This is a genomic window from Roseicella aerolata, from assembly GCF_020523605.1.
In the GTDB taxonomy this organism is placed as follows: domain Bacteria; phylum Pseudomonadota; class Alphaproteobacteria; order Acetobacterales; family Acetobacteraceae; genus Paracraurococcus; species Paracraurococcus aerolatus.
Window position 1 is genome coordinate 26,419 of record NZ_JAJAQI010000034.1, and the last position, 23,941, is coordinate 50,359.

A 23,941-nucleotide genomic window follows, 5' to 3' on the forward strand; every position below is an offset into this window, starting at 1 on the left:
ATGGCCGGCGGTCGTGCGGGCGGCATGACTCTCTCGTTGGGCGCGCAGCCGCCACGCCAACCCAGCGCGCGATACGCGCCGCGGAAGGTCAGGACTTGCCGCGGCGCGTATCAGGCGACGGGTTTCGCCTCGGCCCCGCCGGCCCTCGCCATTGCCGGCGCAGCCCGGGGCTCCGGCATGGCCAGCCAGAACAGGATCCCACCCAAGGCGGCAATCGCGGCAAGCACGAGGAAGGCGGCGTCATACCCTGCCCACGCCACCAGCCCCCCGCCGAGCGCCATGCTCGTCATGGCGCCGGTCCCGTGCACCGTGCCCACCACGCCCTGGGCGGCCGCGAAATGGCCGCTGCCGCGCGTCAGGTCGGCGACCACGATCGGGAAGAGCGCGCCGATCAGCCCCGCACCGACGCCGTCGAGCAACTGCACCCCGATCAGCCAGGCCCGGTCGTCGGAGAGGGTGTAGAGCGTCCCGCGCAGCGCCAGGGCGGCGAAGGCGGCCAGCAGCAGCGGCTTGCGTCCCCAGGCATCCGCCCGCGCGCCGACCAGCGCCGCCACCGGCACCATCACCGACTGCGCGACGATGGCGGAGGCCGCCGTCAGGGCGATGCCCTGGCCGAGATCACCCAGCGCGAGCTTCTGCGATACCAGCCCCAGCATGCAGGCATTGGCGAGATGGAACAGCGCACCGCAGATGGCGAAGACCAGCAGGGGCCGGGATCCCAGCAGCAGGTGCCAGGCCGAGGGGCGCACGCCATGCGCGGCGTCGCCGGGCAGCAGGCCGCGGGCGACGTCGTGGTCGATCGCACGCGCAGGGACCGCCGCGGCGGCGGCGACGCTGGCCATGGCCGTGAAGCCCATGGACCAGAACAGGACCGCGTTGCCGAAGAACGGGGCGGTGAGCAGGATCGCCAGGCTGATCGAGCCGTCCCCGAGATGGAACAGTGCCTCGTTCCGCCCGGCCCGCCTGGCGAAGCGGGCCGGCCCGACCACGCCGAGCGAGATGGCGGCGAGGGTGGGCCCGATGGTGACGCCGGCCAGCGCCCCGACCAGCCCCGCCATTGCCACCGACCAGAAGCGGGGCGCGAGGGGGATGACGAGGCAGGTCGCAGTCACCACCACGACCGCGCCGGCGATCAGCGCCCGCTTGGCCCGCACCGCGTCCACCAGCGCGCCGAGCGGCGCCTGCGACACCAGCCCGGCCAGGGCGCCGATCGAGAGCGCCGCGCCGATGCTCGCCGGATCCCAGCCGTGCTCGGCCAGCAGGTAGACACCGAGATAGGCGCCGAGCCCGTAGCGAGCGTCGGAGACGAAGAAGCTCAGGGCGTCGAGCGCGCGCTCGGCGCCCCGCTGTTGCATGTGATGGCTCCGGATCAGGGCGGCGCGGCATCGCCGAGGTAACCGCTGCAGCCCTGCTCCGTTCCAAGATCGGCGGGCTGGGGCATGCGACGCGGGGGGAATGCCATGTCTTCCTGCGCCAGGGCCGGCGCTGAAGCACCATTGCATCATGGGCAACGGCTGGTGCCGGACCAGCGGGCACCTGAGCCCGGCAGACGGCGACTGCTGCCGGGCCGGCGAGGTCTTCGGCTACCCCGGAGCAATGCGGGCGCTGCCGGATGCCGGTCCTGCGTACCGAGACCAACCTCGTCGAGGAACCGCGGATTGACGGGGGAGCGCTGGGTGTGGAAGCAGTGGTCCGGCGGGATGCGCCTGCATCGGGAAGGCGTGCCGCTGCCTGGTGTCAGCTGCTGCGCCCTTACCGGCCATGCCGGCTGGGAGGTTGCGCCGCGCGAGCGGAACGGCCGTGGCAACCCGCTGGGGCTCTTTGACCGCGATCGCCACAGCCGCGCGGTCGGCCGCGCCTCCAAACGGCTGACCGAGGCCTGGCCGCCGGTGCGGCCGGCGCAGGGCAGCTGCCTGTGGCCACCCTTGGCGGCGTGGGGCTGGGCTGCCTCCGGCAGCCGGGCAAGGGCGGCAAGCCGAGGCGGTCATCGCCGTCGCCATCACGAGTTCACGATGACGGACCTCGCACGGGATCGGCGCGATGCCATGCCGTTCCGGTCCATTGCAGCCTGGCCGGAACCCGGTTCCAGGCGCCCGGGGCAATGTATCCAAGCATTTCAGGGCGCCGGGCCATGCGTGCCGTCCTGGCCGGATGGTGCGTGCGACGGCCGAGACCGCGGCTCCATCACCGCCGGTGATGCATGGAATTCGGCAGCCGCCCGTTGAACCGGACGCCGCCGAAGGAGCTTCCGTGCCTCACCCCAGGGGCCGGGAACTCGCATGGCTGATTTGGATGACGGCGCCGGCCTCGACAATCTGTCGGCCGGCGCACAGGAACCGAGCGCGCCCTTTGAGCAGCTTCTCGAACGAAACGTCACGCCGGCCAATGACGAGATTGCCGCGCCCGGATCACGGGGGGGCTGTTCCGAAGTTGCGTGGCGCTCGCCCCTGGTCGGTGATCTCGCAGCGCTCGGTCCTGTGCCGGCCAATGACCTCGGCACCCTGGAGCCAGAGGCGCGGCGCAGGGCGCGTGATCTGGAGCTCTGGGGCGGTATCGAGTGCACCGTCCTGCGGGTCGGCGATGCCTGGCGCGACCAGCTGCGGGAGGGGGGCCATTACGACCGGCTCGCCGATCTCGACGTGGTGGCCGAGCTTGGCTTCCGCAGGCTGCGCTATCCCGTCCTCTGGGAGCATGTCGCGCCCGATCATCCGGGCGAATGCGACTGGCGCTGGCATGACGAGCGGCTCGGCCGGCTGTGCGAGCTGGGCGTGACGCCGGTCGCCGGCCTCGTCCACCACGGCGGCGGCCCGCACTACACCAACCTGCTGGATCCGGAATTCCCGGAGCTGCTGGCGGCACAGGCGGAGCGTACCGCGCGGCGCTATCCCTGGATCCGGTCCTGGACCCCTGTGAACGAGCCGCTGACCACCGCGCGGTTCTCGGGTCTCTATGGCCATTGGCATCCGCACCGGCGCGACGAGGCGAGCTTCCTGCGCATCCTGGTGAATGAATGCCGGGCGGTGCTGCTGTCGATGCGCGCCATCCGCCGCGTCATCCCGGATGCGGAGCTGGTGCAGACCGAGGATCTCGGCCGGACCTTCAGCACGCGGCGCCTGGCCTACCAGGCCGCCTACGAGAACGAGCGGCGCTGGCTCAGCCTCGACCTGCTCTGCGGCCGCGTCGGGCGCGACCATCCCTGGTGGCCGCGCCTGCGCGCCGCGGGCGTGGCCGAATGGGAACTGGACACCTTCCTCGCTGGCGATCCCGGGCCGATGCTGATCGGCCTGAACTACTACATCACCAGCGAGCGCTTCCTGGACCACCGGCTGTCCCTCTACCCGCCGCATCTGCATGGCGGCAATGGGCGCGACAGCTATGCCGATATCGAGGCCGCGCGCGTGCCGCTGCCAACGCACGAGGCCACCGGCTGGGAACCTCGCCTGCGCGAGGCCTGGGAGCGCTACGGCCCGGTCCCGCTGGCCGTCACCGAGGCGCATATCGGCTGGTGCCCGGACCATGAGCAGGTCCGCTGGCTGCTGGAGGCGTGGCAGGCCGCGGCCAAGCTGCGGGCAGAGGGTGCCGACCTGCGCGCCGTGACGGTCTGGTCGCTGCTCGGCGCGGTGGACTGGAACAGCCTCCTCACGCGCCAGACCGGGCATTACGAACCCGGCGCCTTCGACATGCGGCACCCGAGCGGGCGCCCGCATCCGACCCTGATGGCGATGGCCGCGAAGGCGCTCGGCCGGGACGGCCAGTTCGACCATCCCCTGCTGCAGCAGTCCGGCTGGTGGCGGCGCGATGACCGGTTCCTGGTGCCGCCGAAGCGGGTCAGGGTGGGCTGATGTGGGCCCGCGGCATGTTCCCCCGGCCCGATCATGGGCCTGGGCCGCTGCGCGATCCTGGCGGCCTCCCGGGGCCGCCGGCGAAGGCGCGACCCGGAGGTTGCCGCCGGCCTGGCGCGCGGCCAGGGCTGGTTCGCGGCGCCGCGGGCGCAGCCGGAACCGTGCAGGCAAGGCGGCATCACCAGCCGGCAGGCCGGGATGCGGCGGTCCCGATGCGCGGCGCGGCGTTGCTCCGGCCGGCGATGCATGAGGCGCACGGGCCGCCTCGGCTGCCCCTGTCAGGAGGATCCCGACCATGACCGTTCCCGTGATCGAGACCGGGTTGACGCACATGCCGGCCCTGGGCTTCGGCACCTGGCCGATGCGCGGCGCGGAGTGCCAGGCGGCCGTGGAGTCCGCCCTCGCGCTCGGCTATCGCCACCTGGACACGGCGGAGATGTATGGCAATGAGGAGGCCGTCGGCGCCGCCCTGCGCGCCGCCGCCCTGCCCCGGGAGGCGGTCTACCTCACCACCAAGGTCTGGACCGACAAGACGGACGGCCCACAGATCCGGCGCGCGGCGGAGGACAGCCTGCGCCGCCTCGGCCAGTCCCATGTCGATCTCTACCTGATCCACTGGCCGAGCCCCCGGCTCGATCTGCTCGACGCTCTGCGCGCCCTGGCGCGGCTTCAGGAGGATGGGCTGGCGTGCGCGGTCGGCCTGGCGAATTTTCCGCCCGGCCTGCTGCGCCGGGCGGCGGAGGCGGAGATCGTGCCCATCGCCTGCCTGCAGGTGGAGCACCACGTCTTCCTCGGCCAGCAGCGCCTGCTGGAGGCGTGCCGCGCCCGCGGCATCGTGCTGACCAGCTACACGCCGCTGGCCAAGGGCGAGGTGGCGGACAACCCCACCATCCGCCGCATCGCCGCGAAGCACGGCGCGACGCCGGGGCAGGTGGCGCTGGCCTGGCTGCTGGCCATGCCGGGTGTCGCGGCGATCCCGAAGGCCGTCTCGCCGGCGCGGCAGCGGGAAAACCTGCAGGCCGCGGCGCTGCGGCTGGACGCCGGCGATATCGAGGCGATCGCCGCCCTGCCGAAGAACCGGCGCCTGGTTGACCCGGACATCGCGCCCGACTGGGAGGCCTGATACTCGCCGTGGCAAGTCCTGGCTTTCCCCGGCGCATCTCACGCGCCGGGTTGGCGTGGCGGCTGCGCGCCCAACAAGAGAGTCATTGCGGCCGCACCACCGCCGGCCATGGGCCAGGACTCCGTGCAACCGGTATGACCGGCTGACCGGGCGCGGGATGCAACGGCGCCGTCCTATTCCTGCAGCCGCTCCGGGCCGGCGGGCTTCGGGCCGGGTGGAGCAGGTGCCGTGCCGAGCCGCGATCCGCCAGGAACCGGCAACCCACCTTCACCCGCCTCCGCCCCGAACTCGGACGCGAACAGGCGCTGCTGCCATCGGAGTTCGGCCGCCAGGGGCTCATGCACCGGACGGTGGCCGTTCTGCAGTGGCTCCATCTCGAACAGGCCATTGGCGCAGTAGCGGTCATCGTCCCAGCCGGGATGGCTGAGGACCGGATAAAGGCAAACGCCCTCGACCGGAACGCCGCGCCGCAGCGCCTCGCGCACCTCCCCGCCGATATGGCGCAGCCAGGCGGCGCGCAGGTCCCCCTCGATGCTTGTCTCGGACAGGAAGAGGGGGCGGCCGTAGCGCTCATGCACGGCCGCCAGCAGCGCATGCAACGGGCGCGTGCGCGGATCGAAGGGCGATAGCGGCTCGCCCTCGCACAGCCAGTGTCCTTCCGGCAGCCATTCCCCCGTGCAACTCCACTGGTTGTTCCAGTAGTAGTTCACGCCCACCACGTCGAACACCTCCGGCCCGCCGCCGAGTTCCGGTTCCACCCGTCCGGCAAGCATGTCCCAGGCCTGGAACTGCGCGCCGTTGTAGTAGGCCATGGCAAGCGCCGCGTCCGCATGCCGGTGCGGTACGACATGGATGACCGGCTCGACTGCCAGGATCCGGGCACCGGGCGCCGCCTGCCGCAGCGCCCGGGCCGCGGCCGCCGCAGCCCGCACGAGCTGGCGCTTGAGCTCGAGCCCGCGTCCGCGTGTGCCGGGGTTCATCCGTGCCATGTCGCCGCCGGCCCAGGCAAGGAACGAGATCTCATTCACCGGGCAGACCATGGGCGGCCGGCCGGTCTCCTCGAGGTGCAGGCGGGCGAAGGCCGCCGCATAATGCGCCAGGCGGTCCACGAAACCGGCCGAGAACACGTCCAGCCCGTCCGGCCAGCCATAGTGGCACAGATCCCAGGACACCTGCACGCCCGCCGCCTCCGCCGCGCGGAGCAGCGGCAGCACGGCCGACCAGTCGTACCGCCCCGGCGCACCCGCCTCGACGAGGTGCCACCGCACGCCGTCGCGGGCGGCCGTGATGCCGTGCTCGGCAAGTTGCCGGTAATCGGAGGCGGCCAGCCGGTCATGTCGGGTGGCGGCAATCAGGTCGAGACGCCGCCCATCCGCGCGGCGCTGGGTCGAGCACTCGAAGCCGCCGAGGAAGAAGCTCCGGAACAGGCCCGGTCGGAAGGCCGCGCGGGGCTCCGGCGGCATGGCAAGGGCGGGCGGCGCAGGAAGCGCTGCCGGCACCGTGCCCGCCGCCATCGCGGCCAGCAGCCCCCGGCGGAGGATCGGGGTCAAGCCGGGGACGCGCTGCGGCGGGCGTGGTGCGCCGCTGCGCCTCGGCCGCAGGGCGGGCTGACGCCCTGTCCGGTCCCGGAGGGGTCGATGACACGGCCATGCGGCCCGTCGAAGCCGATCACCACGAGGTCTGCCGTTGGATGCGTTCCTGCCCATGCGCCCCAGGGCGCTGTTGTCGGTCAGCTACGCGCCCCGGCGCCGCGGGTTCGTTCCGGGTCCGGTATCCGGGTCGGGTGGCGCCACCCTGTCAGCCGCGCGACGCGCCGGACTATCGGGCCGCCTTGAGCCTTTCCGGTTCCGGGCTGATCGGGGCGACCTGCCGGCTGCCCTCGAGCCCAGCCCAGGCGCGGGTGAACTCGGCGCCGAGCAGGAAGATCTGGGCGGAGTAGTAGACCCAGAGCAGCACGACCACGAGCGCGCCCGTGGCGCCATAGCGCGCCGCCACGCCGCTGCCGCCGATGTACCAGCCGATCAGGCCCTTGCCGAGGGTGAACAGGAGGGCGGTGCCCAGCGCGCCCACGGCCACGTCGCGCCACTCCAGCCGGCGGTCGGGCAGGATCTTGTAGATGGCGGCGAAGAGGGCGGCCGTGAGCGCGAAGGAGACGGCAAAGTTCAGCACCCGCAGCACCGCTGCGAGGTCCGGCAGGTAGCCGCGCGCCCAGGTCTCGAGCGCCGCCAGCGCGGCGCTGGCCAGGAGCGAGATCAGCAGCAGGAAGCCGGTGGTTGCGACCAGGCCGATGCTGAGAAGCCTGGCCTTGACGAGGTAGGAGACGGTGAGAGCTTTCGGCACCGCCTTCCAGACCACGTTGAGGGCGGACTGGATCTCGGCGAAGACGCCGCTCGCGGTCACCAGCAGGATCACGGCACCCACGATGGCGGGAAAGCCGCTACCCCCGCCATCGCCGCCCTCCCAGCCGGCGCCACGGACCATGGCCTGTACGGCCTGGGCGCCTTCGCGCCCAACCAGGGCGCGCAGCTGCTCCGCCAGCGCCCCCTGGACGGCCTCCTCGCCGAAAGCCAGCCCGGCGATCGCGACGGCCACGAACAGCAGGGGCGCGAGGGAGAACATGGTGTAGCAGGCAATCGCGGCGCCGCGGGTCATTGCCTCGTCCTCGACGAAGCCTGCACCCGTGTCCCTGATCAGCGCCCAGGCCCTGCGCAGCCGCATCCGCTCCACCCACCCATCTTCGCCCGATCCCGCTCCGGAGCCGTTCGCCGGGTTCCTGGCGGCCTCACTTTGCTCACCACGGGGCGCCGGCGCATCCATCTGGTCGCCAAACCTGGTCTGCGCCGCCGGATGTGAGCGGATGCAGGCGCAAGGCGCAGCACGGCCTCAGCCGTCCAGGGGCCTGGACAGGATGGTGGGCTCGCGGCAGCGCCATGGGGAAGACCACAGCCGCCGCCTGCATCGGCGCAGCCGTTCGGAGGCCTGATATGCGCCGCGGAAAATCCTGACTTTCCATAGCGCATATCGCGCGCAGGGTTGGCGTGGCGGCGGCGCGCCCAACAAGGGAGTCATGCCGGCCGGACCACCGCCGGCCATGGGCCAGGACTCCGTGCGGTCGGTATGCGATGGACTTCGAACCGCGGGCCGTCTCCGAGGCCGCGGTCGAGCGGCAGGTCGTTGCCGCGATCGGGATCCGCCGCTTCGCGCTTGCCGCGAGTGTCTTCCCAGGACGGCTCCGCGCCATCCCATGGCGAAGGAGGCCGCCTTCGCCGGAGCGGGGAGGGGGACTCCACCATCCTCCTCGCCGCCCGGGCGGGGCCCCGGCGCCCCTCCGCTACGCCTCCGGCGCATGCGCCTTCAGCCCGTGCGCCAGCAGCCATTCCCAGCCCTCCTCCGGCTCGTCCACCAGGCCGAAGAGGGAGAGGTCATGCGCGTCCACCAGGCCGTGACGGGCCAGCGCCTCGAAATTCACCACCTCCCGCCAATAGTCCCGGCCGAAGAGCACCACGGCGACGGGCGGCGCCTTGCGCGTCTGCAGCAGGGTCAGGACCTCGAACAATTCGTCGAAGGTGCCGAAGCCGCCGGGGAAGACCGCCAGCGCATTGGCCCGCATCGCCAGGTGCATCTTGCGCATGGCGAAATAGTGGAAGCGGAAGGTCAGGTCCGGCGTGGACCAGGGATTCGGCTCCTGCTCATGCGGCAGGGAGATGTTGAAACCGATCGAGGGGGCGCCGGCATCCGCCGCGCCGCGGTTGGCCGCTGCCATGATGCCGGGGCCGCCGCCAGTGGCGATGACATTGTCCCTGAGGCCGCCCTCCTGCACCCCCAGCGCGCCGCCGCGCAGCGAGACGAGGCGGGCGAATTCCCGCGCCCTGGCATACCAGGGCGCCAGATGGGCGCGCGGCGTGCCGGGCACCGCCTCCTCCGGCGCGGGAATGCGGGCACTGCCGAAGACCACGATGGTGGAGCGCACGCCCCAGTCCCGCAGGGCGATCTCGGCCTTCTCGTATTCCATGGCGAAGCGGAGCGCCCGCACCTCGTCGCGCAACAGGAAGTCCGGGTCCTCGACCGCCAGCCGGTAGCTGGGGGATGCCTTCTGCTCCGCGTTGCTTGCCATGCCGTTGTCCCTTTCCTGCGGCCTCTGTAGCACCCCGCAGGGCCGCGCGTTCCGCCTTCCCCGTCCCCTGCCGCCGGAGAATTCCGGGCAGCGCCGGCGCGAATCCCGGGGCATGAGGCTCCGCGCCGGATCGTCCGGGCATCGGACGCCCGGCATCGGCGCATGGCGAACGGGGTCCGCAGGTCCTGCGCATCAACCGCTCGGTCCCCCGCCCGGAGTTCAGACCGCGCGGGTCGTGGTAAGGTCTGTCATCTCGGGCACGTTACCGGCCAGGGGCCGAGGAGACCTAGCATGACCAATGACGCCGCGACCCTTGATGATACCGCGCGCGACCTGCTCTTCCGCGCCGCGCGCACCCATTATGCCTGGCAGGACCGCCCGGTGCCGGACACCAGGCTGCAGGAACTCTACGACCTGCTGAAATGGGCGCCGACCAGCGCCAACAGCTCGCCCGGCCGCTTCGTCTTCATCCGCACGAAGGAAGGGAAGGAGAAGCTCCGCCCCGCCCTCTCGGCCGGCAATGTCGAGAAGACGATGAGCGCGCCGGTCACCGTCATCGTCGCGCATGACAGCCGCTTCTACGATGAGCTGCCGAAGCTCTTCCCGCATGCCGATGCGAAGTCATGGTTCGCCGACAACTGGTCGCTGGCCGACCAGACGGCGACGCGCAACGGCACGCTGCAGGGGGCCTATCTGATCCTGGCGGCGCGCGCGGTCGGGCTGGATGCCGGGCCGATGAGCGGCTTCGACAATTGGAAGGTGGACGAGGCCTTCCTCTCCGGCACCAATTGGCGGTCCAACTTCCTGGTCAATCTCGGCTATGGCGACCCGGCCGGGCTGCATCCGCGCCTGCCGCGGCTCTCCTTCGACGAGGCCTGCCGGCTGGAGTAGCACGGATCGCGGGAGGGCCCGGGAGGGAGACGCTGCCAGGCAATCCATGGCCACCGGCGGGTTGGCGGCGTCAAGCGCTGAACGCCAATCCGCTGCCGCCGCCCGCTCAGGGCAAGGCGTAGCGCACCGCCTGCAGCCCGAAGGCCTCGCAGGGCCCCTCAGGCCGCATGCCGATGCGCTGCATGACCCGGAGGGAGGCGACATTCTCCGGCAGCGCATAGGCCACCAGCCGCGGCAGGCCGAGGCAGCCGAGGCCGAAGTCGCGCGCCGCCACCGCGGCTTCCGTCGCCAGGCCGCGCCCCCAGTGCGGGCGGTCCAGCAGGTAGAGGATCTCCGTCTCACCGCCGAGTTCGGGCAGCAGGCGCAGCCCGCAATGGCCGAGCAGCAGGCCGGTCGCGCGCTCCTCCATCGCCCAGGGGCCGTAGCCCACCTCCTCCCACAGCGCGGCGAAGCGGGCGACCAGGCCGGGCGTGTCGGCGGCGGCGGTGGCCGCGCGGGCCGCGCCGCCGGGCAGGAAGCGCATCACCTCGGGCCTGGCGCGGATGCGGGCATAGGCCGCGACATCCCGGGGGTGGAAAGGCCGCAGCAGCAGCCGCTCCGTCAGGAGGCTGCGACCCGCCACGCGGCTCTCAGGCCGCCGCCTGGCCCGCCGCCGGGTCCAGCCGGTAGCCGCCACCCTCCGTCAGCAGCAGCCGCGCATTGCTGGGATCGGGCTCGATCTTCTGCCGCAGGCGGTAGATATGGGTCTCCAGCGTGTGGGTGGTGACCGCGCTGTTGTAGCCCCAGACCTCGTTCAGCAGCACCTGCCGCCCCACCGGTCGCCCCCCGGCGCGGTAGAGGTATTTCAGGATGGCGCTCTCCTTCTCCGTCAGCCGGATCTTCCGGTTGCGCGCCGGCTCCATCAGCAGCTTGGCGGAGGGGCGGAAGGAATAGGGCCCGATGGCGAAGACCGCGTCCTCGGAATTGTCGAAGACGCGGAGCTGGGCGCGCAGCCGCGCCAGCAGCTCGGCCAGGCGGAAGGGCTTGGCGATGTAGTCGTTGGCGCCGGCATCCAGGCCACGGACCACATCCTGCTCGGCATCCGCGCCGGTCAGCATGATGATGGGGATCTTGATGCCCTGGCGGCGCAGCCGGGCGCAGAGCTCCCGCCCGTCGCCGTCCGGCAGGCCGATATCCAGCAGCACCGCATCGTAGCGGCTGTTGGGGCCGGTGAGCATCTGCTCGGCCGCGCTGGCGGTCTCCGCCTCCTCAGGCGCGAATTCGCCGTCCAGGGACAACTGCTCGGCCAGCGTCGCGCGCAGGGCGGCGTCATCATCCACGATCAGCAGGGGGCGCGGACCGGCCATGCCTTCTCCGGGTGTCTGTACGATTCGGTCGACGCGTATGGCTTTACCGCATGGCGAAGCCGTGGCGTCCTTGTCAAGGATTACATGGGAGTCCGGGTGGCTCCTCCGCAAGCAGGGTAGCTGCCGGAGATTATTTCGTTCACCCTCCTGTCAGCCGCCGTCCCGGTGCCACATTCGGGGCGCGCCATGCCGTGGCGTTGGACCTACAGTCATGAGCATGACGATCACCGTGCCTTCGAATACCTCCCCGTTGGCGTCCCCCGCCGCGCCGGATGCTGCGGCGCTCGCGCTGCGTGCCGTGCATCGCGCCGCCTCGGAGCTGCGCCGGGGCACGCCCGTCCTGCTGCGCGGGGCCGGCCAGCCGCTGCTGCTCGCCGCGGCCGAGACGGTGGGCGCGCCGGGCCTCGCGGCGATTGCCGCCCTCGCCCGCACGCCGCCCGTCCTGCTGCTGGCCCCGGCCCGCGCCGCCGCGGTCGCACCCACCCCGGCCCTGCGCCCGGTGCAGGGGGAGGAGGCCGCCATCGCCCTCCGCCTGTCCGCTGCCCTCTTCGATCCCCTGGCGCTCCGCAGCCTGGCCGACCCCACGGCCGAGCGACTGCTGCCCGAGGGCGCGCGGCCCGAACGGGTGCCGGCCCCGGCCGGCGCCGGCGCCGCGCTGGCGCTCGCCAAGCTGGGGCGGTTGCTGCCCGCCCTCGTCGCCGCCCCGGTGCGGGAGGGGCCGGGCCTGCTGCGCCAGGACCTGCTCCCGGTCGAGGCCGCCCAGATCCTGGCCTACCCCGCCGGGGCCGCCACCACGCTGCGCCGGGTCGCCGAGGCGGGCGTGCCGCTGGAGGCCGCGCCGGATGCCCGGATTGTCGCCTTCCGCGCCGCCGATGGCGGGATCGAGCACCTGGCGATCCTGGTCGGCAGGCCGGAGGCGGTGCCGGAGGGCGCGCCCGCCCCGCTGGCCCGCATGCATTCGGAATGCTTCACCGGCGACCTGCTCGGCTCGCTCCGCTGCGATTGCGGGCCGCAATTGCAGGGCGCCATCCGCCGCATGGCGGCCGAGGGGACCGGCGTGCTGCTCTACCTGGCGCAGGAGGGGAGGGGCATCGGCCTGGTGAACAAGCTCCGCGCCTATGCGCTCCAGGATTCCGGCCTGGACACGCTGGATGCGAACCGCGCCCTCGGCTGGGGGGCGGATGAGCGGAGCTTCCTGGTGGCCGCCACCATGCTGCAGCAGCTCGGCATCGGCCGGATTCGGCTGCTGACCAACAACCCGGACAAGCTGGCGGCGCTCTCGGCCTGCGGCATCGCGGTGGAGGGGCGGGAGGCGCATGCCTTCGCCCCCAACGGGGTGAATGACGGCTATCTCGCGACCAAGGCCGCCCGCTTCGGTCACCTGCTGGCCTGACCGGAGGAGGGCTGGCGATGATCCTCCCGGCATGGGCTGCGCCGCGGCGGGAGGCCTGCCATGGGCCCGCCTGACCCCGGCCGCGCGGTGGTGGGGCCGGAGGGGATCCTCCGCCTCGGCCCGCTCGCCTGGCGCTGCGTCCTCGGGAAAGGCGGGATCCGCGCCGACAAGCGGGAAGGGGATGGCGCCACCCCGGTCGGGCTGCTGCCGCTCCGCCGCCTGCTCTACCGCGCCGACCGGGTGGCGCCGCCGGCCTGCCGCGTGCCGGTGGAGCCGCTCTCGCCCGAGGATGGCTGGTGCGACGACCCGGGCGATGCCGCCTATAACCGCCGGGTCCGCCTGCCCTACCCCGCCCGGCACGAGCATCTCTGGCGCGAGGACCGGGTCTACGACCTGATCAGCGTGCTCGGCTGGAACGACGACCCGGTTCTCCGCGGCCGTGGCAGCGCCATCTTCCTGCACCTGGCGCGGCCGGACCTGGCGCCGACCGAGGGCTGCATCGCCCTGCCCGAGCGCGACCTGCGCGCGGCGCTGGCGGCCGGGCTGACGGCGATCGAGGTGCTGCCGGGCTGAGCCGCGGCCGCCATGGTCAGGGTCGCCGCGCCCGCGGCAGCTTTTCGGCCGGAGCGATGCCAAGGCGGGCCATTGTCCCCCCGATTGTCGCGGATTGGCCGCCTGGCCAGCGGCCCGCATGCGTCATACCAACCCGCAGGAATGCTGACGCATTCCTGCGGCCTCAGTCGCCGGCGCCGCGCTGCGGCCTGGCGACGCACCACCTGGCGCAGCGCCCCCGCTGCCCATGGAAGATGCCGGCCGCATCTTCCACAGGGCCCCGGCCGTTCAGGCGCTCAGCCCGGCCGCCCGCGCCGCAGGGGGGCACCGTTCACGGCTGCCGGTAGACCCGTCCGCCTCAGGACTCGGTGGGCGCTTGCGCCGCAAGCCCAGGCGTGACGCCGGTCTTCGCGCAACGCACGCGGAGTCCTGCCGCGTCGAGGTTTATCACCCCCGCACCCCGAAAATCGCCGATCCCACCCGCACATGCGTCGCGCCACAGGCGATCGCCGCCTCGAAATCGCCGCTCATCCCCATGGAGACCACCGGCAGGCCATGCTTCGCCGCGCACCCGGCCAGCCAGTCGAAATGCCGCCGCGGGTCGCCCTCGGCCGGCGGGATGCACATCAGGCCGCGCACCGGCAGCCCATGCTCCTCCCGGCAGGTGCGCAGGAAGGCGTCGCACTCTCCGGGCGGGATGCCGGCCTTCTGCGGCTCCTCCCCCACATTCACCTGGATGAGGCAGTCGGGCCGCCGGCCCTCCTTCGCCATCGCCTCGGCCAGCGCGGCGGCCAGGCGCGGCCGGTCCAGGCTCTCGATCACCTCGGCGATCCGCACGGCGTCGCGCGCCTTGTTGGTCTGCAGCGCGCCGATGATGTGCAGCCGCAGCGCCGGCCAGGCCGGCCGGAGGGAGGGGAATTTCCCTGTCGCTTCCTGCACCCGGTTCTCCCCGAAGACCGTCTGGCCGGCGGCGAGCGCCGCCGCCACCGCCTCCGCCGGATGGGTCTTGGAGACGGCGACCAGGGTGACGGAGCCGGCCGGGCGGTTGGCGCGGGCGGTGGCCTCGGCGATCCTCTCCCGGATATGGGCGAGGTTCAGGGCGATGTCTTCGGCGGGGGTCATGTGGCACGGACGCTAGAGGCGGCGGCGCGGCGCCTCAAGCCGCGCATCGGTGCCCCCGGGGACCTGCCGCGGCTTTTCCTGCTCGGCGACCCGCTGCGGCTGCCCGATCCGCGGGCCGCGGCGGCGCGCCTGCCGCCCGGCGCGGCGGTGGTGGCGCGCGGCCTGGCACCGGGCGTGGTGGCGGGGCTGGCGCGGATCGCCCGCCGGCACCGGCTGCACCTGCTGGTGGCGGCGGAGGGGCGGCTGGCGCTGCGGCTCGGGGCCGGGCTGCACCTGCCGGACCGGCGCGGCAGCACGGGGCTGCCGGCCTTCCTGCTGGCGCGGCGCCGGCGCCGCGGCCTGCTGCTGACGGCGGCGGCGCATGGCCGGGCCGGCCTCGCCCGGGCGCGCCGGATTGGCGCCGATGCCGTGCTGCTCTCCCCCGTCTTCCCGACCGCGAGCCATCCGGGCGCGCCGGCGCTCGGCCCCTGGGCCTGGGCGGCGCTGGCGCGGCGGGCGGGACGGCCGGTGGTGGCGCTGGGCGGGCTGGACGGAGCGAAGGCCGCCCGGCTGCCGCGCTGGACGGCTGGATTCGCCGCCATCGGCGCGTTCGGCCAGCCGCCCGGCCAAGGGGGGAGCAGCGGGGCCAGCACCGCGTCCGGCGGGTAACGGGCATGCATCGGAGGTATGTGGCGGGCGTGCCACAGTGTTTCGGGGAAGTCGCGGTCGGCGCATCCGACCGGTTGCCGCCGTTTGTTCCGCTGCACCATAGTCTGGTGGGACCCGAGCGCATCCGTTCCTTGGCTATCGCCGGAAGCGGGGGGTGGCTTCCTGCCTAGGGGGACAGGCGGGTCGTGGGAACAGCCGGCATTGCCGGCGCGTGAGGAGGATTGAGATGCGTAAGATTCTGCTGGGCACGACCGCGGTGGTCGGCGCGGCGCTCCTGGCCCCGTCCCTGGCGGTGGCGCAGGAAGCCCCGACCGTCCGCATCGGTGGCTTCTTCCGGGTCTATTACGGCTACACGCAGCAGAGCGGCCGGAACTCGACCGTTCCCTACACCACGCCTACGGGAACCGCCCCGCTCAGCGGCAACCTGCCGGCCGATGGCAACGGCATTGCCCGCCTGTCGAAGCACGACTTCTCGACCGATGGCGAAGTCCATGTCTTCGTCAACGGCAAGACCGCCAACGGCCTGACCTATGGCGCGGTCATCGAGATCGCCTTCAATCAGCAGGAAGGCCGCAACCAGGTTCAAGCTCGCGCCAGCACCGGGAAGACCACGGCCTCAACGGACGAGTGGTACACCTTCATCGCCTCCCCGCGCTTCGGCCAGCTCCGCTTCGGTGACGAGGACGGCCCGGTCGGCGGCCTGATGAACTCCGGCGTGGTCACCAACTTCGGCACCGGCGGCATCTACGGCGACCGCGAGTCCTTCGTGACCCGCCAGGCCAACACCCGCACCACCACCTCCCCGGGTGCGCTGAACGACAACACCAAGATCATCTACCTGTCGCCGCAGTTCTTCGGCTTCGACTTCGGCGCCTCCTACGCCCCGAACTACAACGAGGGCGAGGACACGGGCTGCTCCTCCAACGCCTCCTCGGGCTGGTGCGATGCGTCCTACGCGTTCACCGGTGCTTCGACAAACGGCATCGCCTTCGCTGGTCCGAACCAGTCCGTTCGCCGGAACGAGTACCAGATTGCCGGCCGCTGGCGCGGCAGCCTGGCCGGCATCGGCCTGTCCACCACGGTTGGCTGGGTCGGCGCCGGCGCCGCCCGCGAGCTGACGGTGCAGGGCACCCAGGCGCGCGTCTTCAACAACCTCGGCGTGTTCCAGGTCGGCGCCCAGGCGACCGCCTATGGCTTCACGCTTGGTGCGCAGTATGAGCACGGCGACGCGAACTTCTTCTGGGGCAACACCCTTCGCGGCGACCGCGCGATGGATCAGTTCTTCGCCGGCCTCAGCTACACCGCTGGCCCCTTCAGCATCGGCGCCAACTACGTCATGGGCACCTTCGAGGGCGCGAGCCGCGCGAGCTTCAGCGCGGCCTCGGCCGATGCCGCCCCGGGCAGCAGCGGCCTGACCACGCCGAACGCGGCCGGTGCGGCAATGATGCGTCGCCTCGGCTATGGCATCGGCGGCAACTACCGCATCGCCCCGGGCATGGACATCGTGGCGGAGTGGAGCAAGTTCACGATCGCCGAGCGTGGCCGCGACCTCGACCCGCAGCAGCTGGGCATCCAGGACCGCACCACGGCGAACGTCTTCATCCTGGGCACCCGCCTCGCCTTCTGATCGGGGCCTGTCCGGAACGGGGGCGGCGGAGCAATCCGCCGCCCCTTTTCTTTTGGCGGGAACCTCAACGTTCCAGATGCTTTTCGGGCTTGATCCGGCCGGCGGCATGCCCATAGTGCGCCCGCCATGAAGCCCTTCCTCGCCGCCCTCGCGCTCGCCCTGCCGCTGCTCGCCGCCTGCGGCGATTCCAACCAGCGCATGGTCAACAATGACGAATACGGCGACTGGCGGGGCGGCGTCGCCCGCAACCGCCCGCGCGGCGCCGATGCCGGCCTGGTCGTCTTCGGCGTGGACAAGAACCGGGAGGCGCGGGAAGCCGCGGCCGCCGGCACCGGGCTCTCGGTCAACGCCTATCTCTGGCGCGCGACGCTCGACACCCTGTCCTTCATGCCGCTGGCCTCGGCCGACCCCTTCGGCGGAACCATCATCACCGACTGGTACTCGCCCCCCGGCGCGGGGAATGAGCGCTTCCGCGCCCAGGCCTATGTCCTCGGCCGCCAGCTCCGCTCGGACGGCGTCCGCGTGCAGGTCTTCCGGCAGGTGCTGGAGCGCGGGCAGTGGGTGGACAGCCCGGTGTCCAACGCGACGAATTCCGACATGGAGGACAAGGTCCTCGCCCGCGCCCGCGAGCTGCGGAGCCAGTCCGCCGCCCGCTGAGCGGCCCGGCGCCATCGCGCGGGTCCATGGCCCGGGACGGATTGCCGGGCATTTCTGGCAGCAGCCGCCATAGGCGGCCCGCGCTAGGTGGCGCGGTGCCGGGGCGGCGCCGGCGCCTGATGCCGGATGAATGCGGTCGGCATGACGGCCGATCCGCCTCAGGGTAACGGCGGCGGCGTGGCGCATGCCCCGGGACGACGCCCCCCGGGAGAGGCGAGCCGCGTGGGCCGGCCCGTTTGCACCCGCCCGCAATCCGCGCCAGGGGCAGCGGCGGGCACCGGGGGCGCATCGCTGCCGTATCCGGCCTGCCCCGGCGCTGCGCCCTTCGCCCGCCCCGCGGCTGCGGCGCGGGCGCGCAGTCGGCCCTATGCCTCGGGCGGGCAGTAGAGGTCGCGCAGCACCGCCAGCAGCCGCGCCGCCTTGGGATCCGCCAGCCGGTACCAGATGGTCTGCGCTTCCCGCCGGGTCGCCACCAGCCCGTCCTCCCGCAGCAGCGCCAGGTGCTGCGACAGGGCGGATTGCGAGAGGCCGACGACGCGCACCATCTCCGTCACGTTCATCTCGCCGGCGCCCGCCAGGTGGCACAGCACCAGCAGCCGCTTCTCATGCGCCAGCAGGCGGAGCAGCCGCGCGGCTTCGGCCGCCCGCTCCTCCAGCACATCCAGCGCCGTTTCCATGCTCGCCATCATTCCTCGTCACCGGCCCAGGCCGGTCCGGCCTTCCCTGACATGGCCCTTCCGGCCGCCTGCTGCGACCGGTCAGGCCGCCCCGGCCTACACATGACCCTGCCCCGGGAATTTGTCATGATGCAATGGTCGCCGCCCGGCTCCGGCATCGCGTGCCGCGGCGCTACAGCGGATTGCGTTCCTGTCTGAACGCCGATCCGCTGGTGCTCTTGTTTCCCGAGCAGAGTCACGCTCCCGGGTGTTCACGCCCCTCCGCGATCCGCTCCGGAAGGCTGCGCACGCAGCCGCCATGGGCCGCACCGCCCATGGAGCCGCCCGCCACGGCCCGGAAGCCGCAGGATCCATCGGGGACCGGCCGAAGGGCCAGCGCGGCGGTCGTCGCCCTGCGCGGCGCAGCATTTCGGCGGACGGGCGGCGCACCGGCCTTCGCCCTGACGGAGCGGGTGGCAGGGACGGTCGGCCGTGCCAGGATGCGGCTCCTGCATGCCGCAGCCCGCACCCAGCCACCCCGCCCGATCCGGCGCCGCCGCGGCGCTCGGCGCCCCGGCCATCGCCATGGGGGTGAGCTTCCTCGCCTTCGGCGCGGCGGTGGCGGCGGCCGGGCTTGGCCTTGCCTGGGCGCTCGGTGCCTCCCTTCTCGTCTATGGCATGGCCGGGCAGCTGGTGCTGCTGCAGGCCGGGCCGTCCGGCGCTGCGGCGGCGCTGGGCGCCACGGCCGCCAATGCCCGCTTCCTGCCCATGGCGCTGGCGATCGCCCCCTGGCTCGGCCCTTCCGGGGCGCGGCGCTGGCTGGCCCTGCCCTTCATCGCCATCACGCCCTGGGCGGCGGCCATGCGGATGCTGCCCGGCCTGCCACCGGCGGCGCGGCTGCCCTGGTTCCTCGGCTTCGCGCTGGTTTCCTGGATGGTGGCCGGGCTGGCGACGGCGGCCGGCTTCCTGGCCGCGCCGCTGCTCGATGCGCCGCTGCTGGCGGCGCTGCTCTTCGCCAACCCGCTCTATTTCGCGCTGCTGCTGGCGGCCGAGCTGCGCCTGCCGGCCTCGCGCCGGGCGATCCTGGCCGGCATCGCGGCGGCGCCGCTCGCGCTGCTGCTGCCGCCCGCCTGGGGGTTGCTGGCCGCCGGCCTCGCGGGCGGGACGCTGGCCTTCCTATGGGGGCGGCGTGGCTGACCCCATTGCCCCGGTGATCCAGGCCCTGGGCGGTGCTCTCGGGGGCGGGCACGGGCTGGCCCTGGCGCTCAGCGCGCTGGCCATGCTGGCGCTGCGCGCGGCCGGGCTGCTGGTGGCGGGCGCACTGCGGCCGGACCATCCGCTGGTCGCCTGGGCGGCCGCGGTCAGCCAGGCGACGCTCGCGGCCTTCGTCGCGCTGGCCGTGACGGCGCCGGGCGGCGCGGCGGCGGCGGTGCCCTGGCCGGCGCGGCTGGCGGGGCTGGCGGTGGGGCTGCTGGCCTTCCGCGCGACCGGCGGGCGGCTGCTGCCCGCGCTGCTGGCGGGGCTCGCCGCGCTGGCGGCGGTCCGGGCGGTGCTGTGATGTCTGGCGCATGACGTCCCGACCTGCGGCCGGTGGAGCGGGCCGGGCGCGCGCCACCGGCCCATGCCGCGAAGCCAGGACCCTGGACCCTGGGGACCGCCGGCGGAGGCAGGACATGCGCCAGGCATGGGCCCGGGCCTGGGGGCGCCACCCCGCCAATGCCGGTGCAGGCGCGCCTGCAACCTCGCCGAGGCCGACCATGGTCCATTGGGCGTGGCCCGGCCGCGCGCAGCCTCCTTGTCCTTGATCGGGCGCGGGGCCCTCGGCGGGGGCTCAGGCGCGCTGCACGGGAATGTCGGGCGAGGGCCCGAGGAGGGGCGAAGCCCTACAGCAGCCCGAGCGCCCGCAGTTCCTGCAGGAGCTTCGCCGGCAGGGCCTCTAGGCCCTCGGCCGCCGCGGCCTCTGCCAGATCGGGCGGGGCGGCCGCCGGCTCCAGGTAGCGCCAGCCCTGGAAGGGCTTCACCGGCCGCGCCGCCACCGGGACCAGCTCCGGGTCCAGCACCAGCCCGGCGCAGGCGGTGCCGTCGTCCCAGGCTTCCTCCCGGATCTCCAGGATGCGCTGGCGCACCTGCACGAAGCCCGCGACCACCCAATAGATCGAGCCGCCGGCGAGGATTTCCGCCGCGCGCTTCGGAAACATCCGGGTCTGGTGGCGCAGCGGCGGGTCGGCCAGGGCGCGGCGCGCCTGGATGTCCCGCAGCTGGGTGACATCCTTCGGGCCGACCGACAGTTTGATGAGGTGAAGCACAGGGCGGATGTACCCCCTGTGCCGCTGCCCGCAAGGTGGTCTTTGCCTTTGGGCCCGGCATGCCGGCTCATGACTGCAGCTTCCTTCGCGCCGGGCGCATGGAGGCAGCCAGGAATGCCGGAGTCTGCAGGGACGGCAGTGACCCGGAACCGGATCGGGTCATGGTGGCCTGGCCATGCGGGGCTTCGGGCGGTCGCACGGCCCGGATCACCGGGCAGCTTCCCCAGCGGCGTGGGCCCCGGCGTCACGCAGACCATCAGGGCCGGCTCGCCAGCCTTCCGCCCGCCTGCGGTTGGGCCCGGACCCGAAGGCGCTTCGCCCCGGGCTGCGCCAGGCCCGGTCGTCCGGGCTTCACGATTCCTGCACGATGGTGGCTGCCTGTCAGGTCCTGCGCTTCGACCCGGGCGATGATTCTGGCTGCCTTCCAGACAGATGACATGAGGGCGCCGTCATCGGTGCCGTAATCCGCAACCCACGCTCTAATCACCCCGCCAATTGTCTTCATTCAAGATAATAATCTGAGGCTCTTGTTTGAATCTGTAAGTAGTTCTTGACTGAAATCTCTTATTCTTGCGTGGAGCCAAGCGCGGTTGCGGCGTTCTCTCTCGCGCGGACCAGGGGCATTCATGGAAAGTAGATGGGTGTTTTCTTTGTTGCTTGGTTCGTATTCATGTGAAAAGGAGATTCCGATGGGCAACGACACTGCGCCCACGACGCACAGCTATTCCCAGAAGCCTTATGAAGGCATGAAGGACTACAAGTCGACTTACCCCATCGCACGGAAGAAGGACGATGCGGAGGCCAGCCCCGACCATTACGGAAAGCACAAGAACGCCGAGGAAGGCACCAGCCCCACCTATCCTGTGCGGCACAAGAAGGATGACGAGGGCACCAGGCCCGACCATCACGGGAAGGACAAGGAAGGCGAAAAGGGCGGGCACCACGACAAGGACCATCATGCCGGCAAGGACCACCACGCCGGGAAGGACCATCACGACGGCAAGGACCACCACGCCGGCAAGGATCACCACGACCATGCCGTGAAGGTCATCAACGACAAGCCCGGTGACCAGTTCTACATCGCAGACAAGTACAAGGATGAGGTATTCATCTTCGATGACAAGTATGGTGGTGACGACACCATCAAGGGCTTCGACGACAAGCACGACGTCATCAAGATTGAGGACGACTACGACTTCAAGCTGCTCAACAACGGCGAGGGAGATGGCGACGTCGTCATCGCCTGGGGCAAGCACAACACGATAACGCTCAAGGATGTCGAGTCCATCGACAAGGAAGCGGTCAAGGCATACGCCGAGGCCCATTCCGACCATCTCTGGGGCTGATCCGGCCGGATAGGGCCGCCGCGGGCTCCGGGACGAGTGCCGTAGGGGCGAGGCATCGGCGATGCCTCGCCCCGAAGGGCGGGATCGGCCCGCGAGCCTGGGGCGGGCGGCATGAAGCACGGGGCGTGACAGGAAGGCGCCGGCTGAGCGGAGCGCCCCGTGCGGCGGCCATCGTGCCTCCCCGCCCCATAGCCATCCTGTCCGCGGTCCGATGGTGATGCCGCTGCCGCCGGATGGTCGACCGGCTTCACCGCGCATGCCGCAGGTGCTCGGGCCGGTCCTGCGGCGCCTCCGGCTCGCCGCAGACATGGGTTTCGCCATCGGGCCGTGGGCATCGCCATGGATGCCGAGGGCATCCCGCAATGGGCGCTGCCGGACGCGCCGGGCACGGCCATCCCGGATGGGGGGCTGCTACCCGCCGCACGGCGTTCCGCCCACCCGCAGGCAGGGGGCACCGGTCAGGGAAGCGGTGCCGCGCGCGAACGCTTTCAGGCCGCGCAGCAGGGCTCGATGAGGGCGCCTGGGCCGGCGAAGAGCCGGGGCGAGGGGATGCGTCCCCGCCGCGATCCGGTCGTCCACGGCCTGCCGCGGTCTGCGTCAGCGCGCGCAGCCGCTGCCGATCTGCCAGTCGATGGGCGTGATCCCGCGCGCCGCAAGGAAGGCATTCGTCTTCGAGAACGGCCGGGACCCGAAGAAGCCGCGATAGGCCGCGAGCGGCGACGGGTGTTCGGAGACATGCACCAGGTGTCGCTCCGCATCCAGCATCGGTGCCTTCGACCGTGCGTGGTTGCCCCACAGGAGGAAGGCGACCGGCGCCGAGCGGGCACTGACCGCCTGCAGCACCCGGTCGGTGAACCGCTGCCAGCCCGCCCGTGCATGGCTTCCGGCCTTGCCGTGCTCGACGGTCAGGCTGGCGTTGAGCAGCAGCACGCCGCGATCCGCCCAGTCGAGGAGGCAGCCATGCCGTGGCGCCGGGACCCCGATATCGGCCTCGAGCTCCTTGAAGATGTTCCGCAGGCTGGGTGGACAGCGAATGCCGGGCGGCACGGAGAAGGCGAGGCCCATGGCCTGTCCGGGCCCATGATAAGGGTCCTGGCCAAGGATCACGGCCTTCACCCGGCTCAGCGGTGTCCGGGCCAGGGCGGCAAAGATCAGCTCCTCCGCCGGGTAGAGCGTCTTCCCCGCCGCCGATTCGGAGGCGATGAGCGCCTCCAGGGCACGCATGTACGGTGCGTCGAACTCACCGCCGATCGCCGCCTGCCAGCAGGCCGGGAGGCTCGCGCGGGCCTTGTCGAAGAAGGGCACGGCCTGTCCATCCCGCCTATCCGCTGCAGTGAGCCCGGAGCCGCCGCACGGTTGTCCCGCCGGCGCCGCCGCACGGCCGGCGACGGTGCTCAGGCCTGCCGAGCGGCCTTCCGCTTGGCCTTCTTCAGGCCGGCAAAGGCAGCTTCCTTCAGCGAAGGGCTTGCCTTGAACTTCACCGTCGCGCCGGCCTTCACCGCGACCTTCTCGCCGGTTCGCGGATTCAGCGCGGTCCGCTTCGGCGTCTCGCGGACCACGAAGGCGCCGAAATCGGGAATGGTGAAGCGGCCGGTCTCGATGATCTCCGCCCTGATGGCCGCGATGATGTCGCCGGCAAGCCGGTTGGCCGAACTCGCCGGCATCTCGGCGGATTGCAGGATGGCATCGGTCAGGAACTTCTTCGACACTGGGCGCTCCGTCAGCGAGGCATCGCGAAACCGGGCTCGTGCGCGCGGCATGGCGAAGGACAAAATCTACTGCATTCCGAAGGGGAAGTCGAACTTGCCTGCCATCCCGCGGCATCTCTCACCCTGCCCGGTCCCTTGCCGGGACGGCACGGCACTGGCGGTGGTTCTCAGGTATTGGCCCTGGATGCGGCACGGGGCCGGCGCTGGGAACGGTTGCCGGCATCGCGCTGGCCATTGCGCCTGGAGCGATTCCTGGGCGGCGGGGCGTGTTCTCCCCAGGTCATCAGCGCGGCCAGCGCGGCCGCGTAGAGCAAGGCGCTGATCCATGGCGAGAAGGGCAGGCGCAGTGCGAGGAAACCAACGGACCCGACCACAAGGACAATAGCGAGATTACGCAGGAAGGCACGCAGCAGGGGCATGCCGCCTTGGACTACGCCCGCCGGATGCCAGCAAGGCACGATCCGTCCAGGAAGCGCTCTTCAAGGCAGCGGCAACTCTCCCGGGCGGCGGTGGCGGCCACCGATCGCAGGAGGGCCGAGGACGCTCGCTATCCTCTGCTGCCGCCCGTGCCGGCCATGGAACCTGCACCGGCAGGCCCACCCGCCAGCC

23 protein-coding genes are annotated in these 23,941 nt (G+C 72.2%); 11 read left to right on the top strand and 12 right to left on the bottom strand.

Features of this window, described 5'->3' with window-relative positions; translation table 11 throughout:
- Positions 1-110: 110 nt before the first annotated feature.
- A complete protein-coding gene (locus LHA35_RS19665) occupies positions 111-1,355 on the bottom strand; it encodes an MFS transporter (protein WP_226611286.1) in 1,245 nt (414 codons plus the stop codon).
- Between the two features lie 924 nt (positions 1,356-2,279).
- On the opposite strand from LHA35_RS19665, the gene LHA35_RS19670 reads away from it, so the two are divergent.
- Both LHA35_RS19670 and LHA35_RS19675 read left to right on the top strand, forming a co-directional pair.
- A complete protein-coding gene (locus LHA35_RS19670) occupies positions 2,280-3,842 on the top strand; it encodes a family 1 glycosylhydrolase (RefSeq protein ID WP_226611288.1) in 1,563 nt (520 codons plus the stop codon).
- 295 nt (positions 3,843-4,137) lie between these two features.
- Positions 4,138-4,965 (top strand): aldo/keto reductase, encoded by an 828-nt coding sequence (locus LHA35_RS19675; RefSeq protein ID WP_226611291.1) that lies wholly within the window; start codon positions 4,138-4,140, stop codon positions 4,963-4,965.
- A 173-nt stretch (positions 4,966-5,138) separates the two neighbouring features.
- Here LHA35_RS19675 and LHA35_RS19680 read toward each other — a convergent pair whose 3' ends face one another.
- The 3 genes from LHA35_RS19680 to LHA35_RS19690 form a co-directional block, all read right to left on the bottom strand.
- The gene (locus tag LHA35_RS19680) at positions 5,139-6,428 is read right to left on the bottom strand and encodes a glycoside hydrolase family 1 protein (RefSeq protein WP_226611293.1); all 1,290 of its coding nucleotides are present in this window, start codon (positions 6,426-6,428) and stop codon (positions 5,139-5,141) included.
- 355 nt (positions 6,429-6,783) lie between these two features.
- Positions 6,784-7,683: a YihY/virulence factor BrkB family protein gene (locus LHA35_RS19685; protein ID WP_226611295.1), complete on the bottom strand. Its 900-nt coding sequence runs from the start codon at positions 7,681-7,683 to the stop codon at positions 6,784-6,786.
- Positions 7,684-8,296: 613 nt separating this feature from the next.
- Positions 8,297-9,079 (bottom strand): LOG family protein, encoded by a 783-nt coding sequence (locus LHA35_RS19690; protein ID WP_226611297.1) that lies wholly within the window; start codon positions 9,077-9,079, stop codon positions 8,297-8,299.
- Between the two features lie 291 nt (positions 9,080-9,370).
- On the opposite strand from LHA35_RS19690, the gene LHA35_RS19695 reads away from it, so the two are divergent.
- Entirely contained in the window at positions 9,371-9,970 is a 600-nt protein-coding gene (locus tag LHA35_RS19695) for a malonic semialdehyde reductase (RefSeq protein ID WP_226611299.1), read from the top strand.
- A 106-nt stretch (positions 9,971-10,076) separates the two neighbouring features.
- Here the strand turns inward: LHA35_RS19695 and LHA35_RS19700 are convergent, their stop codons facing one another.
- Entirely contained in the window at positions 10,077-10,592 is a 516-nt protein-coding gene (locus tag LHA35_RS19700; protein ID WP_226611301.1) for a GNAT family N-acetyltransferase, read from the bottom strand.
- 7 nt (positions 10,593-10,599) lie between these two features.
- Positions 10,600-11,316, bottom strand: a complete 717-nt coding sequence (locus LHA35_RS19705) for a response regulator transcription factor (protein WP_226611302.1) — start codon at positions 11,314-11,316, stop codon at positions 10,600-10,602.
- Between the two features lie 211 nt (positions 11,317-11,527).
- On the opposite strand from LHA35_RS19705, the gene LHA35_RS19710 reads away from it, so the two are divergent.
- Positions 11,528-12,709, top strand: coding sequence for a GTP cyclohydrolase II (locus LHA35_RS19710; RefSeq protein ID WP_226611305.1), 1,182 nt, complete (start codon positions 11,528-11,530; stop codon positions 12,707-12,709).
- Between the two features lie 60 nt (positions 12,710-12,769).
- Complete coding sequence (locus LHA35_RS19715; RefSeq protein WP_226611308.1) at positions 12,770-13,282, top strand: L,D-transpeptidase family protein; 513 nt, start codon at positions 12,770-12,772, stop codon at positions 13,280-13,282.
- 426 nt (positions 13,283-13,708) lie between these two features.
- Here the strand turns inward: LHA35_RS19715 and LHA35_RS19720 are convergent, their stop codons facing one another.
- Entirely contained in the window at positions 13,709-14,383 is a 675-nt protein-coding gene (locus LHA35_RS19720) for a YggS family pyridoxal phosphate-dependent enzyme (RefSeq protein WP_226611310.1), read from the bottom strand.
- On the opposite strand from LHA35_RS19720, the gene LHA35_RS19725 reads away from it, so the two are divergent.
- The 3 genes from LHA35_RS19725 (at position 14,384) to LHA35_RS19735 (ending at position 17,315) form a co-directional block, all read left to right on the top strand.
- Positions 14,384-15,031 carry a thiamine phosphate synthase gene (locus tag LHA35_RS19725; protein WP_226611312.1) on the top strand — a complete coding sequence of 216 codons (648 nt, stop codon included), beginning with the start codon at positions 14,384-14,386 and terminating at the stop codon, positions 15,029-15,031. It abuts the gene before it with no gap.
- A 226-nt stretch (positions 15,032-15,257) separates the two neighbouring features.
- On the top strand, positions 15,258-16,658 hold the full coding sequence (locus LHA35_RS19730; protein WP_226611315.1) for a porin: 1,401 nt from the start codon (positions 15,258-15,260) through the stop codon (positions 16,656-16,658).
- A 126-nt stretch (positions 16,659-16,784) separates the two neighbouring features.
- Positions 16,785-17,315 carry a DUF3576 domain-containing protein gene (locus LHA35_RS19735; protein WP_226611317.1) on the top strand — a complete coding sequence of 177 codons (531 nt, stop codon included), beginning with the start codon at positions 16,785-16,787 and terminating at the stop codon, positions 17,313-17,315.
- 365 nt (positions 17,316-17,680) lie between these two features.
- Here the strand turns inward: LHA35_RS19735 and LHA35_RS19740 are convergent, their stop codons facing one another.
- Positions 17,681-17,992: an ArsR/SmtB family transcription factor gene (locus tag LHA35_RS19740; RefSeq protein WP_226611319.1), complete on the bottom strand. Its 312-nt coding sequence runs from the start codon at positions 17,990-17,992 to the stop codon at positions 17,681-17,683.
- 492 nt (positions 17,993-18,484) lie between these two features.
- Here LHA35_RS19740 and LHA35_RS19745 point away from each other — a divergent pair, with 492 nt between their 5' ends.
- Together LHA35_RS19745 and LHA35_RS19750 are read left to right on the top strand one after the other, a co-directional pair.
- Positions 18,485-19,168, top strand: a complete 684-nt coding sequence (locus tag LHA35_RS19745; protein WP_226611321.1) for an AzlC family ABC transporter permease — start codon at positions 18,485-18,487, stop codon at positions 19,166-19,168.
- Positions 19,161-19,529: an AzlD domain-containing protein gene (locus LHA35_RS19750; RefSeq protein ID WP_226611323.1), complete on the top strand. Its 369-nt coding sequence runs from the start codon at positions 19,161-19,163 to the stop codon at positions 19,527-19,529. Before LHA35_RS19745 ends, LHA35_RS19750 begins: the two co-directional genes overlap by 8 nt.
- Before the next feature lie 325 nt (positions 19,530-19,854).
- Here the strand turns inward: LHA35_RS19750 and LHA35_RS19755 are convergent, their stop codons facing one another.
- On the bottom strand, positions 19,855-20,277 hold the full coding sequence (locus tag LHA35_RS19755; RefSeq protein WP_226611325.1) for a DUF1489 family protein: 423 nt from the start codon (positions 20,275-20,277) through the stop codon (positions 19,855-19,857).
- A gap of 689 nt (positions 20,278-20,966) precedes the next feature.
- Here LHA35_RS19755 and LHA35_RS19760 point away from each other — a divergent pair.
- On the top strand, positions 20,967-21,623 hold the full coding sequence (locus LHA35_RS19760; protein WP_226611327.1) for a hypothetical protein: 657 nt from the start codon (positions 20,967-20,969) through the stop codon (positions 21,621-21,623).
- 597 nt (positions 21,624-22,220) lie between these two features.
- Here LHA35_RS19760 and ung read toward each other — a convergent pair.
- The 3 genes from ung to LHA35_RS19775 form a co-directional block, all read right to left on the bottom strand.
- Positions 22,221-22,928 carry a uracil-DNA glycosylase gene (ung, locus tag LHA35_RS19765; protein WP_226611329.1) on the bottom strand — a complete coding sequence of 236 codons (708 nt, stop codon included), beginning with the start codon at positions 22,926-22,928 and terminating at the stop codon, positions 22,221-22,223.
- Positions 22,929-23,017: 89 nt separating this feature from the next.
- Positions 23,018-23,332 (bottom strand): HU family DNA-binding protein, encoded by a 315-nt coding sequence (locus LHA35_RS19770; protein ID WP_226611332.1) that lies wholly within the window; start codon positions 23,330-23,332, stop codon positions 23,018-23,020.
- A 167-nt stretch (positions 23,333-23,499) separates the two neighbouring features.
- Positions 23,500-23,751: a hypothetical protein gene (locus LHA35_RS19775; protein WP_226611334.1), complete on the bottom strand. Its 252-nt coding sequence runs from the start codon at positions 23,749-23,751 to the stop codon at positions 23,500-23,502.
- Between the last annotated feature and the right edge of the window lie 190 nt (positions 23,752-23,941).

Coding starts and splice junctions, on each gene's coding strand:
- LHA35_RS19735 (WP_226611317.1), top strand. CDS start 16,785: ATGAAGCCCTTCCTCGCCGCCCTCGCGCTCGCCCTGCCGCTGCTCGCC.
- LHA35_RS19740 (WP_226611319.1), bottom strand. CDS start 17,992: ATGGAAACGGCGCTGGATGTGCTGGAGGAGCGGGCGGCCGAAGCCGCG.
- LHA35_RS19745 (WP_226611321.1), top strand. CDS start 18,485: ATGCCGCAGCCCGCACCCAGCCACCCCGCCCGATCCGGCGCCGCCGCG.
- LHA35_RS19715 (WP_226611308.1), top strand. CDS start 12,770: ATGGGCCCGCCTGACCCCGGCCGCGCGGTGGTGGGGCCGGAGGGGATC.
- LHA35_RS19670 (WP_226611288.1), top strand. CDS start 2,280: ATGGCTGATTTGGATGACGGCGCCGGCCTCGACAATCTGTCGGCCGGC.
- LHA35_RS19675 (WP_226611291.1), top strand. CDS start 4,138: ATGACCGTTCCCGTGATCGAGACCGGGTTGACGCACATGCCGGCCCTG.
- LHA35_RS19710 (WP_226611305.1), top strand. CDS start 11,528: ATGAGCATGACGATCACCGTGCCTTCGAATACCTCCCCGTTGGCGTCC.
- LHA35_RS19690 (WP_226611297.1), bottom strand. CDS start 9,079: ATGGCAAGCAACGCGGAGCAGAAGGCATCCCCCAGCTACCGGCTGGCG.
- LHA35_RS19760 (WP_226611327.1), top strand. CDS start 20,967: ATGGGCAACGACACTGCGCCCACGACGCACAGCTATTCCCAGAAGCCT.
- LHA35_RS19665 (WP_226611286.1), bottom strand. CDS start 1,355: ATGCAACAGCGGGGCGCCGAGCGCGCGCTCGACGCCCTGAGCTTCTTC.
- LHA35_RS19720 (WP_226611310.1), bottom strand. CDS start 14,383: ATGACCCCCGCCGAAGACATCGCCCTGAACCTCGCCCATATCCGGGAG.
- LHA35_RS19695 (WP_226611299.1), top strand. CDS start 9,371: ATGACCAATGACGCCGCGACCCTTGATGATACCGCGCGCGACCTGCTC.
- LHA35_RS19705 (WP_226611302.1), bottom strand. CDS start 11,316: ATGGCCGGTCCGCGCCCCCTGCTGATCGTGGATGATGACGCCGCCCTG.
- LHA35_RS19730 (WP_226611315.1), top strand. CDS start 15,258: ATGCGTAAGATTCTGCTGGGCACGACCGCGGTGGTCGGCGCGGCGCTC.
- LHA35_RS19680 (WP_226611293.1), bottom strand. CDS start 6,428: ATGCCGCCGGAGCCCCGCGCGGCCTTCCGACCGGGCCTGTTCCGGAGC.
- LHA35_RS19775 (WP_226611334.1), bottom strand. CDS start 23,751: ATGCCCCTGCTGCGTGCCTTCCTGCGTAATCTCGCTATTGTCCTTGTG.
- LHA35_RS19685 (WP_226611295.1), bottom strand. CDS start 7,683: ATGCGGCTGCGCAGGGCCTGGGCGCTGATCAGGGACACGGGTGCAGGC.